This window comes from Plantactinospora sp. CA-290183, assembly GCF_050936375.1.
In the GTDB taxonomy this organism is placed as follows: domain Bacteria; phylum Actinomycetota; class Actinomycetes; order Mycobacteriales; family Micromonosporaceae; genus Plantactinospora.
In genome coordinates, this window is the sequence record NZ_JBNJMX010000023.1 from 1 (window position 1) to 13,728 (window position 13,728).

Annotated in this window: 11 protein-coding genes and 1 pseudogene; 6 read left to right on the top strand and 6 right to left on the bottom strand. The window is 73.1% G+C overall.

Annotation, left to right across the window (positions count from 1 at the left end):
- Positions 1–323: pseudogene (locus ACQEUR_RS21865) on the top strand (diacylglycerol/lipid kinase family protein); the annotation flags it as partial.
- 52 nt (positions 324–375) lie between these two features.
- A complete protein-coding gene (locus ACQEUR_RS21870) occupies positions 376–1,041 on the top strand; it encodes an MOSC domain-containing protein (protein ID WP_433034284.1) in 666 nt (221 codons plus the stop codon).
- A gap of 12 nt (positions 1,042–1,053) precedes the next feature.
- Here ACQEUR_RS21870 and ACQEUR_RS21875 read toward each other — a convergent pair whose 3' ends face one another.
- From ACQEUR_RS21875 to ACQEUR_RS21890, 4 genes are all read right to left on the bottom strand, one after another.
- Positions 1,054–1,965: a hypothetical protein gene (locus ACQEUR_RS21875; RefSeq protein WP_433034286.1), complete on the bottom strand. Its 912-nt coding sequence runs from the start codon at positions 1,963–1,965 to the stop codon at positions 1,054–1,056.
- A gap of 104 nt (positions 1,966–2,069) precedes the next feature.
- The gene (locus tag ACQEUR_RS21880) at positions 2,070–2,921 is read right to left on the bottom strand and encodes an amidohydrolase family protein (protein ID WP_433034288.1); all 852 of its coding nucleotides are present in this window, start codon (positions 2,919–2,921) and stop codon (positions 2,070–2,072) included.
- Positions 2,918–3,958, bottom strand: a complete 1,041-nt coding sequence (locus ACQEUR_RS21885; protein ID WP_433034290.1) for an aldo/keto reductase — start codon at positions 3,956–3,958, stop codon at positions 2,918–2,920. The genes ACQEUR_RS21880 and ACQEUR_RS21885 overlap by 4 nt, the downstream gene beginning before the upstream one ends.
- 10 nt (positions 3,959–3,968) lie before the next feature.
- A complete protein-coding gene (locus tag ACQEUR_RS21890; protein ID WP_433034292.1) occupies positions 3,969–4,748 on the bottom strand; it encodes an SDR family NAD(P)-dependent oxidoreductase in 780 nt (259 codons plus the stop codon).
- Positions 4,749–5,510: 762 nt separating this feature from the next.
- Between ACQEUR_RS21890 and ACQEUR_RS21895 the strand changes: the two genes are divergently transcribed.
- The 4 genes from ACQEUR_RS21895 (at position 5,511) to ACQEUR_RS21910 (ending at position 12,427) form a co-directional block, all read left to right on the top strand.
- On the top strand, positions 5,511–9,140 hold the full coding sequence (locus tag ACQEUR_RS21895; protein WP_433034294.1) for a discoidin domain-containing protein: 3,630 nt from the start codon (positions 5,511–5,513) through the stop codon (positions 9,138–9,140).
- A 173-nt stretch (positions 9,141–9,313) separates the two neighbouring features.
- Positions 9,314–10,522 (top strand): DUF418 domain-containing protein, encoded by a 1,209-nt coding sequence (locus tag ACQEUR_RS21900; protein WP_433034296.1) that lies wholly within the window; start codon positions 9,314–9,316, stop codon positions 10,520–10,522.
- Positions 10,523–10,757: 235 nt separating this feature from the next.
- Complete coding sequence (locus tag ACQEUR_RS21905; RefSeq protein ID WP_433034298.1) at positions 10,758–11,402, top strand: RNA polymerase sigma factor; 645 nt, start codon at positions 10,758–10,760, stop codon at positions 11,400–11,402.
- 17 nt (positions 11,403–11,419) lie between these two features.
- On the top strand, positions 11,420–12,427 hold the full coding sequence (locus ACQEUR_RS21910; protein WP_433034300.1) for a hypothetical protein: 1,008 nt from the start codon (positions 11,420–11,422) through the stop codon (positions 12,425–12,427).
- Between the two features lie 7 nt (positions 12,428–12,434).
- On the opposite strand, the gene ACQEUR_RS21915 is transcribed toward ACQEUR_RS21910, so the two are convergent.
- Positions 12,435–13,028: a hypothetical protein gene (locus tag ACQEUR_RS21915; protein ID WP_433034301.1), complete on the bottom strand. Its 594-nt coding sequence runs from the start codon at positions 13,026–13,028 to the stop codon at positions 12,435–12,437.
- Positions 13,029–13,231: 203 nt separating this feature from the next.
- A complete protein-coding gene (locus ACQEUR_RS21920) occupies positions 13,232–13,627 on the bottom strand; it encodes a hypothetical protein (protein ID WP_433034303.1) in 396 nt (131 codons plus the stop codon).
- Positions 13,628–13,728: the final 101 nt, after the last annotated feature.

Consider the following 13,728-nt stretch of genomic DNA (forward strand, 5'->3'; position numbering starts at 1 on the left):
TGTACGTGGCCAACGGCGGCTTCCAGGCCGGCCGGCCGATCACCGCGGACGCGAACGCCGACGACCGGCTGCTGATCGCGTACCCGGTGGGCGGCCGGACCCGCCGGGACCTGCTGGGCGCGACGGCCCGCAACGCCGCGACCGGCCACCGCCGCACGCTCGACGACGAACCGTTCCTCGCCACCGGCGAACTCTGGCTGGAGACCGACCGGCCGGCAGCGGTCGAGGTCGACGGCGAGATCCGTGGCCAGACCCCGATCCGGATCGGGCTCGACGCCAACGCGCTGCGGGTGATGGCCCCCGCCGACACGCTGGACCGCTGACCCGGCCGAAAAACCGCAGCGCTCCACCTGGCCCGGCGGTTAGGTTCGGGGGATGGGCACAATCCTCTCCGTCAACCTCGCCGTGCCGGAAGTCAGCACGGCGAAGCGGGTCGGCATCACCGGCATCAACAAGAGGCCCGTCGACGGGCCGGTGGCGGTACGCGCGCCCGGACCGAAGACCGTCGGCCTGCACAGTGGCCTGGTGGGCGACCAGATCTTCGACGTCGAGCACCACGGCGGCGACGACCAGGCCGTCTACGCGTACGCCCGCGAGGACTACGACTGGTGGGAGACGCGGCTCGACCGGGTACTGCCCGGCGGCTTCTTCGGTGAGAACCTCACCACCGCAGGCGTCGACGTCAACGGCGCGGTGATCGGCGAGATGTGGCGGATCGGTGACGACCTCGTGCTGCAACCCACCTTCGGCCGGATCCCGTGCGCCACGTTCCAGGCCAGGATGGCCGAGCCGCAGTGGGTGCGGACGTTCACCCGGGAGAACCGCCCGGGGGCGTACCTGCGGGTCGTCGAGCCCGGCGACGTGCGGGCCGGTGACCCGGTGACGGTGCTGGACCGCCCCGGGCACGGCGTGACCATCGCGGACGCCTTCCGCGCCTGCCTGACCGAACCGGAGCTGCTGCCCAAGCTGATCGAGATCGAGGGCCTCCCCGACGACCTGCGGAACACCCTGCTCCGCCGCGTGGGCACGTCGAAAAGATAAGGCGAGGCGACCCTAGCGGGAGTGGCCGCCCGGACGGCCCGGCCCGGTCTTCCCGACGCGGCGGTGGGCGACGCGGGGCGCCCGTACCGCCGGGGCGCCGAAGGGTGCCTGGCCGAACTCCCGCGCCACCGTGGCCACGGTCTCGTCGGGGTCGCTGCGCAGCGCCTCCCGGATGTGCCCCGGGGTGACCTCGGAGGTCGCCATCGCCAGCCGGACCTCCACCGCACGGTCCTCGACCAGGCGTCGCAGCTCGGCCTCCTCCAGCTCGACCGAGCGCACGAGCGCGGCACGGACGTCGACCGCGGAGTCCTGGGCGAGGACGCGTCGCTGCTCGGCGGTGGTCCGCACGTTGCGGGCAACCCCCTTGCGGACCCGTACGGTGCGATCGGCCATCAGGGCGGTGATCACCTCGGGGTCCTGGGTGTGGGTGGCGAGGCGTTCCCGTACCTCGGGTGAGGCGTCGTTGACCAGCGTCGCGGCCAGGTCGGGCTCCAGCGTCGGCAGCTCGGCGAGCAGACCGCGAAGCTCCTTGTCGGGTGCCCGTGACATGGCCCGGCGAACCGACTCGTCGCACCCGGGGTTGCCGGCGACCGCCCAGCGGACCCACCGGTCGGCGTCGGCGACGAGCCGCAGGAGGTTGCCCACCGAGGTCGAGGGGTTTCTCGCCACCGCCTGACGGACCTCACGGTCGCCGTCCCGGGTCAGCGGACGCAGCGCCTCCGCCGGTGCGTCCGGTCGGGCCGCCACCGCCTTGCGGACCAGGGCCGACGGGTCGGATGCCAACTGGTAGAGCCGCGCCGGCGGCGTCGAGGGGTCCCGGGCGAGGGCGAGCCGCGCGTCGACGTTCCCGCCCATGGCCTGGTGGGCGGCGCTGCTCTGCCCGCGATGACGGTCAGATCCGCCGACGTCCTGCTGCTTTCCCATCCGCGCATCCTCTCATGGGCCGATTCGGGCGACGCGGGCCTGACCAGCAGGCGAGCCGCACCGCTCGGCCCGCGCCCCGCCCTGGATACCAAGATCCTCCCGGCTCAGAGCGGTAGCCGGTAGGCCTCGACCGCGGTGCGGGCGAAGACCTGGTCGCGCTCCTGCGCCGACAGCGGGGGCAGGGACCGGACCAGCGCGTCGCGCACCTGCGGGTACCGCGCGGCGAGCAGGCAGACCGGCCAGTCCGAGCCGAACATCAGCCGCTCCGGGCCGAACCGCTCGACCGCCGTGCCGACGTACGGCCGCAGGTCGGTCACCGTCCACCGTCGCCAGTCCGCCTCGGTGACCAGTCCGGAGAGCTTCGCGGTGACGTTCGGCCGGGCGGCGAGCGCGCCGAGCGGGCCGGCCCACTCCGCGTGCCCGGCCGCGCCCGCGCGGATCCTCGGCTTGCCCAGGTGGTCCAGCACGAACCGCAGCTCCGGGACCGCCTCGGCGACCCGGGCCGCCGACGGCAGCTGGTCCGCCCGGATCACCAGGTCGAACGCCAGTCCGGCAGCCGCGACGGTACGCAGCCCGGCGCGTACCTCCGGGCGGTCCAGGTAGTCCGGGTCCGGCTCGCCCTGCACCTGCGACCGGATGCCGACCAGCAGCTCGCCGCCGGGCAGCTCGCGGTAGCCGGCCAGGGTGTCGGCGAGCCCCGGGTCGGTCGGGTCGGCCCAGGCCACCACCCCGGCGATGACGTCGGTGTCCCGGGCGTACCGGAGCAGGATCTCCGCCTCGGCCTGGTCGCAGCGTCCCCCCTCCACCAGCACCGTCCGGTCCACCCCGGCCCCGGTCACCTCGCGGCGCAGCTCCTGCGGGGTGAAGGTACGCCGGATCGGCGCCAGCTCCGGCTGGTCGAGCCAGCGGTAGCCGTCGGAGATCCGCCACAGGTGGTGGTGCGCGTCGACGATCACGGCGCCCGTACCCTGTCCGCGGGGTGGGGGGCGTCGGGCCGGAGCAGCCCGCGCTCCACCAGCTCGGCCCAGAAAGGCGCCGGGGGCGGCGGGGCGGCGGCCAGCCGCGCGTTGCGCTCGACCTGCGCGGCGCCCTGCGCGCCGACCACCAGCGAGGCCACCGCCGGGTGCGCCCCGGCGAACGCGAGTGCGGCGGCCGGCAGCGAGGTGCCGTACCGGGCACAGACCTCGGCGATCGCGCGGGCCCGGTCGACCATCGGGCCGGGCGCGTCGCCGTAGTCGTACGGCAGGCCGGCGTGCGGCGATTCGACGGCCAGCAGCCCGCTGTTGAAGACACCGACGTTGAGTACCGACACGCCCCGGTCCAGGCACGCCGGCAGCAGGCCGTCCAGGGTGGGTTGCTCGAGCAGGGTGTAGCGGCCGGCCAGCATCACCGCGTCGACGTCGGTTTCCCGGACGAACCGGTGCAGCACGTCCCCGCGCTTCGAGCCGACCCCGATCGCCCCGATCACCCCCTCGGCCCGCAGGTCGTGCAGGGCCGGGTACGCCTGCTCGATCGCCGTCTCCTGGTGGTCCTCCGGGTCGTGGATCAGCACCAGGTCCACCCGGTCCAGGCCGAGCCGGTCCAGGCTGGCCGCAAGGCAGCGGCGTACCCCGTGGGCGCTGAAGTCCCACACCCGGCGGTGGTCGGCCGGCACGTCGAAGCTCTCGTCACGCCGCCCGGCGCCGGCCGGATCCCGTACCAGCCGGCGGCCGACCTTGGTGCTCACCACGTACTCCTGGCGGGGCCGGCCGGCGACGGCGGCACCGAGCCGGCGCTCGGCCAGCCCCAGGCCGTAGTGCGGCGCGGTGTCGAAGTAGCGGATCCCGGCGTCCCAGGCGGCGTGCACGGTCGCCGCGGCGGTGGCGCCGTCGACCGCGGTGTAGAGGTTGCCGATGCCGGCGGTGCCCAGGCCCAGCGGCCCGACCGTCACGGTCGAGCGGCCCAGTCGGGTGCCGGCGCTCACCGGCCCGCCCCTGTCCGGCCTGTCCTCCACGCGTACCTCCTCAGCGCTGGACCGGTCGGGAGTCGGCGGCCGGCGGGCGCAGCCGCAGGCCCTGCATCCCCCCGTCCACGGCCAGTACGGCGCCGGTGGTCGACGCCGAGACCGGGCTGGCCAGGTGCACGATGGCGGTCGCCACCTCCTCGGCGCTGACCAGCCGACCGGTGGGTTGGCGGGCACGCAACGCGGCCAGTTCGGCGTCGGGATCGGCGGCGGCAGCGAGCAACCGGCGCACCCACGGGGTGTCCACGGTGCCCGGGTTGACGCAGTTGACCCGGATCCCCTCGCGTACGTGGTCGGCGGCCATGGCCAGGGTCAGCGACTGCACCGCGCCCTTGCTGGCGCTGTAGAGCGCCCGCTGCGGCAGGCCGGCGGTGGCGGCGATGGAGCAGGTGTTGACGATCGCGGCGTGCGGCGAAGCCCGGAGGCTGGGCAGGCAGGCCCGGGTGACCCGGACCAGGCCGACGACGTTGACGTCGAGTACCCGGTGCCACTCGTCGTCGGGGTTGCTCTCCACGGTGCCCTGCGCGCCGATGCCGGCGTTGTTCACCAGGATGTCCAGCCGGCCCAGCGCGGTCACCGCGGCCTGTACCCCGGCGCGTACCGACCGCCAGTCGTCGGCGACGTCGGCGCGGAATCCGAGCAGCGGCGCCGGCACCGCCTCGGGTTTCAGGTCGAGGCACGCCACCCGGGCGCCCCGTCCGGCCAAGAGTTGCGCGGTGGCCAGGCCGATCCCGGAGGCGCCTCCGGTGACGATGGCCGTCAGGCCGATGAACTCGGTCATCCGCTACTCCACGATCGACGGCAGGGAAAGACATCCGATGTCTACCAGCCCAGGCTCCATCCCTCAAGCCGTGATCGCCGGTGCGGTAGGGCGTTCCCCCGATGAATCACCTCGTCAGCGCGGACGCCGAGGGCCTGTTGGCACGCTGTAGAGCTGGGCGCACAGACGGGGCACGGCCGACGCGGCCCGGTGGACGCGGCCCGGGGGACGCAGCCCGGGGGGACGCAGCCCGGGGAACGCAGCCCGGGGAACGCAGCCCGGAGGGCGCGGCCGGGCGGCGGCGCGATGAGGTTGACCTGACGGTGGGCGCACAGGCGGGGCAGCTCTACAGTTCCGCGACCCCCTCCTACGCCTGGGCGGCCGGCCCGGGAAAACCCGCGAATAACGATCGATGCGGATAAATTGGCCATCCGGGTGCCGATCGACACAGGACGATCGGCGCGAAGTGTTGACGCGACCGTAGCAGGTCTGCAACATTTGGACCGCGCAGCGCAACTTCGGGGCAAGACGCTGCTCAACTCACCATCACTTGGCTCGGTGGGGCCCTGGAACAGAGCGCCATCCACCACCGCTACCCCGACGTCCTTGCGCAGCGGCCCACGGCGGGGCCGGGGCGACGGCGAGCGGGACGGACGGCGCATCGCTCTCCTTCGGCGGTGAGCGGCGGCCGGGCCAGAGGCCGACCAGGCCCGTCCTCCTCGCAGCACCCCAGTCGGTTCCGACGAGCGCCAAAGGAACGCAATGAGCCGCCAGAGAAACGCCATGAGCCGCCAGCGAAACGGCACGAACCCCCGGCCGGTGAGGGCCCGCCTGATCACGGCGATGCTCACCGCCGGACTACTCCTGGCCAGCGGGGCCCTCTCCGCCACCCCGGCCGCCGCCCGTCCCGACAGCGGGACCCCGATCCGGGTCGCCGTCGCCGCCACGCTGACCGCCAGCAGCTCACACGGCGAGTATTCGGCGGGCAACGCGGGCGACGGCAACGCCGCGACCTACTGGGAGAGCAACAGCAACGCCTTCCCGCAGTGGATCCAGGCCGACCTCGGCTCCGCGGTCAGCGTGAACCGGCTCGTGCTCAAGCTGCCGCCCGGCTGGGAGACGCGTACCCAGACCCTGTCGGTGCAGAACAGCGGCAACGGCACGACGTTCAGTACCCTCGTCGCGGCGGCCGGCTACACCTTCAACCCGGCCAGTGGCAACACCGTGACCGTCAACCTGCCCACGACCACCACCCGGTACCTGCGGCTGCACATCACCGCCAACACCGGCTGGCCGTCCGCCCAACTCTCCGAACTGGAGGTGCACGGGCCCACCGGCGGCGGCGACACCCAGCCGCCGGCCGCGCCGACGAACCTGGCCTACACCCAGCCCGCCAGCGGCCAGATCCGGCTGACCTGGAACGCCGCCAGCGACAACGTCGGCGTCACCGGGTACGACGTCTACACCAACGGCACGCTGCGGGCCAACCTCGGCACCGTGCTGACCTACACCGACACCCAGCCGACCAGCGCCACGGTCAGCTACCAGGTACGGGCCCGGGACGCGGCCGGCAACGTGTCGGCGAACAGCAACACCGTCACCCGTACCGGGAGCGGTCCGGGCGGCGGCTCGAACCTGGCCGTCGGCAAGCCGATCACCGCCTCGTCGACCGTGCACACCTTCGTCGCCACGAACGCCAACGACAACAACCTGGCGACCTACTGGGAAGGTGCCGGCGGGGCGTACCCGAACACCCTGACCGTGCAGCTCGGCGCCAACGCCACCGTCAACTCCGTGGTGGTCAGGATCAACCCTGACCCGTCCTGGGGTCCGCGCAGCCAGACGATCCAGGTGCTCGGCCGGGGGCAGAACGCCAGCTCCTTCACCAGCCTGGCCGCCGCCACCCTCTACAACTTCAACCCGGCGACCGGCAACAGCGTGACCATCCCGGTCAGCGGCGACGTCGCCGACGTACGGCTTCAGATCACCGGCAACTCCGGCGCGCCCGCCGGCCAGGTCGCCGAGTTCCAGGTGATCGGGGTGCCGGCACCGAACCCGGACCTGACCGTCACCGCCGCGAGTTGGAGCCCGGCCTCGCCGGTGGAGACCGACCAGGTCACGCTGTCGGCGACGGTCCGCAACGCCGGCACCGCGGCGTCGGGCGCCACCACCGTCACCTTCTACCTGGGTACGACGCTGGCCGGCACCGCCAACGTCGGCGCGCTGGCCGCCGGGGCGACCGCCGCCGTCACCGCGAACGCCGGTCCGCGCACCGCCGGCACCTACCAGGTGACCGCCCGGGTCGACGAGTCGAACACGGTCGTTGAGCAGAACGACGCCAACAACACCTTCACCAGCCCGTCCTCGCTGACCGTCGCCCCGGTGGCCAGCTCGGACCTGGTGGCGGTGCCGAGCTGGACGCCGAACAACCCCGCCGGCGGCGGCACGGTGACCTTCTCGGTCGCACTGCGCAACCAGGGCACGGTCGCCTCGGCGGGCGGCGCGCACGGGATCACGGTGACCGTGCTCAACGCCAGCGGCGGCACGGTGCGGACCCTCACCGGTTCCTACAACGGCGCCATCGCGGCCGGGGCCACCACCAACCCGGTCAACCTCGGCACCTGGACCGCCGCCAACGGCCGGTACACGGTACGGACCGTGCTCGCGGCCGACGCCAACGAGCTGCCGGTCAAGCAGCCGAACAACACCAGCGACACCCCGTTCTTCGTCGGGCGCGGCGCCAACATGCCGTACGACATGTACGAGGCCGAGGACGGGGTGCTCGGCGGCGGGGCGGCGATCGTCGGCCCGAACCGGACCATCGGCGACCTGGCCGGTGAGGCCTCGGGCCGGCGGGCGGTGACCCTCAACTCGAACGGCGCCTACGTCGAGTTCACGACCAGGGCCGCGACGAACACGCTGGTCACCCGCTTCTCCATCCCGGACGCCTCCGGCGGCGGCGGGATCAACTCGACGCTGAACGTCTACGTCAACGGCACCTTCCACAAGGCGATCGACCTGACCTCCCGCTACGCCTGGCTCTACGGCAACGAGGCGAGTCCCGGCAACTCGCCGGGCGCCGGCGGGCCGCGGCACATCTACGACGAGGCGAACGTCATGCTCAACTCGTCGATCCCGGCCGGCAGCCGGATCCGGCTCCAGAAGGACCCGGCCAACACCACGACGTACGCGATCGACTTCGTCAACACCGAGCAGGTGTCGCCGATCGCCAACCCCGACCCGGCCCGCTACACCACGCCGACCGGCACCGGTCACCAGGACGTGCAGAACGCCCTGGACCGGGTACGGATGGACACCACCGGCAACCTGGTCGGGGTCTACCTGCCGGCCGGCACCTACAGCACCTCGCAGAAGTTCCAGATCTACGGCAAGCCGGTCAAGGTGATCGGCGCGGGTATGTGGTACACCCGCTTCCAGACTCCTCCGGGCCAGGAGAACACCGATGCCGGCTTCCGGGTCGAGAGTTCGGCGAACGGCTCCTCCTTCGAGCATGTCGCCTTCTTCGGCAACTACACGTCCCGGATCGACGGGCCGGGCAAGGTCTGGGGCGAGTTGTCGAACGTCTCGAACCTGACCTTCGACAACGTCTGGGTCGAGCACACCGTCTGCATGTTCTGGGGCGTCCACGTCAGCAACATCACGATCAAGAACTCGCGGATCCGCAACACCTTCGCCGACGCGGTGAACATGACCAACGGCAGTACGAACAACCTGGTCAGCAACGTCGAGGGGCGCGGCAACGGCGACGACGCGTTCGCGCTCTTCTCCGCGACCGACGCGGGCGGCGGGGCGAACACCGGCAACGTCTTCGAGAACCTGACCGCGACGTTGACCTGGCGGGCGGCGGGGGTGGCGGTGTACGGCGGTGAGAACAACATCTTCCGCAACATGTACATCGCCGACCAGCTCACCTACTCGGGCATCACCATCAGCTCGCTGGACTTCGGATATCCGTTCGTCGGATTCGGCCCGGGGCCGACGAGGATCGAGAACGCCTCGATCGTCCGGTCCGGGGGCCACTTCTGGGGCGCCCAGACCTTCCCCGCGATCTGGGTCTTCTCCGCCTCCAAGGAGATGCGGGCGATCCGGGTCAGTGACGTGGACATCGTCGACCCGACGTACCACGGCATCATGTTCCAGACCAAGTACACCGGCAGCAGTCCGGAGAACCCGGTCACCGACACGGTCTTCACCAACATCTCGATCACCGGTGCCCAGAAGAGCGGCGACGCCTACGACGCCAAGTCCGGCTTCGGGATCTGGGCCAACGAGATGCCCGAGCCGGGTCAGGGCCCGGCGGTCGGCTCGGCGGTCTTCAACAACCTCCGGATGAGCAACAACTTCCAGAACATCCGGAACACCACCTCCACCTTCACGATCACCGTCAACTGAGGTGTAAGGAAGGGCCCCTTCTTATCGCTTTCTGTATAGGAAGGGGCCCCTCCTAACCCCGCTGACCGGCTGGGTCCATCGAAAGCACTATCCGGAGTTCGGCATCCCGGACGACGTACCGGATCGGCTGCCCGGCGACGCTGGGCGGGACGCCGACACGGGGAGTGTGCACGATGGAGGTCGCCCTGCCGACCGCCGGACGGGAGCGGTCCGGCACCGGCCGCCTGGTGCTGCTGGACGTACTGCGCGGGGTGGCCATCCTCGGCACCCTGGCCACCAACGTCTGGATCTTCACCCATCCCGCCGCCGAGTACGGGGTGCTCGTCGACACCGGCAGCGTGATGACGCTCTCCGCCAACCCGGTCGAGACCGCGTTCCGGTTCCTGGCCAACGGCAAGTTCCTGGCGATGCTCACCATCCTGTTCGGGGTGGGCCTGGCGATCCAGCACCGCTCGGCGCTGCGCCGGGGCGAACGCTGGCCCGGCCGGTACCCGCGTAGGGCCGCGCTGCTCTTCGCCGAGGGCACCGCGCATTTCGTGCTGGTCTTCGCCTTCGACGTGCTGATGGGCTACGCGGTGGCCGCGCTCGTGGTGGCCTGGCTGCTCGGCCGCTCCGGGCGTGCCCAGACCGTGGCGATGTGGGTCGCCGGCGGCCTGCACCTGGCCCTGATGCTGCTCGGCACCGCCGCTCTGCTGGGCACGGCCGACCCGACCTCGAACGGGGACCCGACCTCGAGCGGCGGACCGGCCGCGTCGGCGGACCCGCGCCTGGCGGAGCTGTTCAGTGACGGCGGCTACCTCGACCAGCTCCGGTTCCGGCTGGACAACGCGCTGGCCCTGCGGATCGAACCGATCATCACCTTCGGCCTGCTGGTCTTCCTCTTCCTCCTCGGCGTGCGGCTGTTCCGGGCCGGCGCGTTCGGCGCCGACGAGACCGGACGGCGACTGCGGCGCCGGATGCTCCGGATCGGGCTCGGCGCCGGCCTGCCACTCAACCTCGCCACCACCCTGGCCGGCCCGGACTTCTTCCTGATCGACCGGTACGTGCTCCCACCGCTGGTCACCATCGGCTATCTGGGCCTGGTCGGGACGCTGCTGGACCGGTTGGCCCGGCCCGGCCCGGTGACCGCCGGGCTCACCGCCGTCGGCCGCACCGCCCTGTCCTGCTACGTCCTGCAGAACCTGACCTGCGCGGTGCTCTGCTACGGCTGGGGTTTCGGTCTGGCCGCGACGCTCGCCGACGCCCGTCCGTGGTGGGTGTTCGGGCTGTGGGCGGCGGTCTGCACCGCGCTCGCCGTCGCCGCCTCGTTCTGGCTGCGCCGCTTTCCGCTGGGTCCGCTGGAGGCGCTGCAGAAGCGCCTGCTGGGCACGGGGCGGGCGTGAGGAAGGGCCCGCTCGTCGCCCGGTACGCGCTGCCGCCCGATCCAGCGGATCGACGCCGGCGGGGACGACGCCGGCACCGTGGCGTCGAACGGGGCGCCGGTGTTACCCGGACCCGCCGGCCCGCCGTACCGGGATATCTCACCTCTGCCGCGGGCGGCCCCGCCTTGCCTCCGGGACCGCGCCCCCCTACCGTGGGGCGGCGATCACCGGGGACGGGAGAACGGGCCGATGCACCGTGCCGACTGACCTGACCGAGGCGGTCCGGGCGGCGCAGGACGGGGACGAGGAGGCATTCCGCCTGCTCTACCGCACCCTCCATCCGGGGTTGCTGCGATACCTGACCGCACTGGTCGGTACGGACGCCGAGGACGTGGCCTCGGAGACCTGGCTTCAGATCGCCCGGGACCTGCGCAGCTACTCCGGTGCGGCCGGGTTCCGGGCCTGGGCGACCCGGATCGCCCGTAACCGGGCCCTGGACCACCTGCGCCACCAGCGGCGCCACCCGGCACTGCCGGTCCCGGTGGAGGAGTTGTCCGGACTGGCCGGTGCCGAGGACACCGCCGAACGCGCCACCGAGGGACTGGGCACCGACACGGCCGTCGCGCTGATCGCCACGCTTCCTCGGATGGAGGCCGAGGCGGTTCTGCTGCGCACGGTGCTCGGCCTCGATGTGGAGAGTGCCGCGCGGGTGCTGGGCAAGCGCCCCGGTGCGGTACGCACGGCGGCGCACCGGGGCCTGCGACGGCTGGCCCGGATGCTCGGGGAGACCCAGCCGCCGTCGCCGGAGTCGGAGCAGGAGGTCGGCACGGCCGTCCCCCGAGTGGTTCCCCGGGCCCGCTCCGGTGCGGATGTCGAGGATGTCAAGGCGCGTCGGGTATGACGCTGAGGGGTGTGAGGATGGCGTTCCGCCGACGCGGGCGGCCGGACCGGGAGGCCGTCGACCGACTGCTCGACTCCTTCGCGGGCGGCCCCGAGGGCCCACCAGCCCCGGTCGGCGAGCCTGACCCGACCGCTCCCGAGGGCGGCCGGGCCGGGGTCGGCGAGCCTGACCCGACCGCTCCCGAGGGAGGCCGGGCCGAGGCTCGCGAGCCCGCTCCGGCCCGACCCGGGTGGTCTCCGCAGCCGCCCGGTGACGCACCCGAGCCGCTCGTCGCGGTGCTCCGGGCCGCGGCGGCGGCGCCCCGGCCCGGCGAACTGGACGGCGAGCAGGCCGCGCTGGCCGCGTTCCGGGAGGCCCGGAGCGGGAACGTCCCGTCCCCGGCGCCCGGCCGGCGGCGGCGGATCACCGCCGGGGCGGGGGCCTGGATCGCGGTCGCCGCCACCACCCTGACGGCGGGCGCGGCGCTGGCGGCCGAGACCCTTGTCCCCCGTGATGAGAAGCCGCCTCCCCCCGCGCCGACAAGTGCGGCCCCGGCCCGCACCGGGGCGCCCGGGTCCGAACCATCGGCGACCGGCGCCAGCACGGCGGTACCCGGGACGTCCGGTGCCGCGTCGCCGGGCGCGACCCGGGGTGACCGCGGCCGCAGTCCGGCACCGTCCCTCGCCGGGCTCTGCCGCGCGCACCTCGCCGGCAACGGCGGCGACCGTGGGGGGGCCGGCGACAGTGCGGCCTTCACCGCGCTGGCGAAGGCGGCCGGTGGACGGGCCAACGTCGACGCCTACTGCCGGAAGATCCTGGCGGAGAAGCCGGAGCCCGGCCCGCCGCCGTCCGACCGCGTGCCCGAGCGGGACGACCGGCCCGGTCAGACGGGTCCGCACCCGCCGGGTCTGACCGGTCCGCACCCGCCGCCCGGTTCCACGGGCCCGCACGTGCCCGGCCGCACGGGTGAGGACCGGTCCCGCCGGACGGATGACGACCGGTCCGGCCGGGACCGGGACGACGAGGGCGGCAACCGCGACCGGTGATCGGCGGTCAGCGCCGGCAGGGCTTGAGCGTGCTACTGGTCTGGGCGGTCTTCCTGGTGCCGTCCCTGAACGTGACCTCGGCGGTCACCGTGATCCGCCCGCCCGCCGCGTTCTTCGGGTCCGCCCGGAACGGACCGAGCGAACCGAGCCAGGAGTCCCCGCCGCTGTTGATCCGCCGGGCGGACACCCGGCCGTTGAACGGCGTCGGGGTGCGCACCTGGTAGCGGAAGGCGGCGGCGGTGACGTTGCGGGGATCCGACACCCGGATGGAGACCAGTCCCCAGGCGGGATCTCCGCAGCCCTCCTGGTGCAGGCCGCTGAACGACCCGTTCTGCCAGGCCAGCCCACCGCTCAGGCTGACGCGGACGGTGGCGGTGTTGGCGGCGGTGTTCCGCCGACTGGGCGTCGGTACGGCGGCCGTGGTGGCCGGCGGCCGGCTGGTCCGGGCCGCGGCGGTCGGGGTCGGGCTGGCGCTCGGCGTGGTCGGTGACGCCGGCGCGGACGGGGACTCCGCGACCGGCTCTCCGTCGGCCCACTGGACCTGCTCGGTGCCGCCGCCCCCGCCACAGGCCGAGGTGAGCAGCAGGACGGCCGCACCCACGGCGACGAGGGTGGCGGCGGATCGGCTACGGCGTGGCTTGAGGACAGTCACCATGATCCCGTCAGTCGTGATGATCCCATTCGCGGCAATCAGCCGGCGTTGACGGTAGTACCATCCTTCGACCCTGCAAAGTCCGCCCCATGCGGCGGGATAAATATCCATTTTGTCGTGACGATGCGCGCTCACGCCTTGCCGGAGAGTGGTCAGGGCCGCCAGATGGTCATCGCGACGTCCCGGGTGCGCTCGGCGAAACGGCCCTCGGGCGACACGGCACGCAACAACTCGCGCAGGTCCCGTTCGAACTCGGCCACCCGGTCGCCGAAGAGCTGCGGCGCCGCGCTGGAGAGCGAGAACACCGCCGCCACCACCTCGTCCTCGGTACGCGTGACCACCCGGGCGCCACCGACCTCGACCCGCCGGGGGTTACCGAAACCGGCCGCCCGCATGACCTCCTCCTCGTCGCCCGGGGTGCCGGCCGGCAGCGTGCCCCGGCCGAGCGCCCTCGTCAGCGCCTCCGGGTACGGCACCCGCCCCACGGCGTAGTACGGGGCGCTGCCGCCGTACAGGCTCTCGTCCCAGGTCCAGCCGTTGTCGTCCACGGGCTCCGAGGCTACGCCGCCGCCTCCGGCGCGCCGGCATGCCGAAGGCGCCACGGGGCGGGGGAGGAAAACCGCTCCTCCCCCGCCCCGTGGCCCGGACG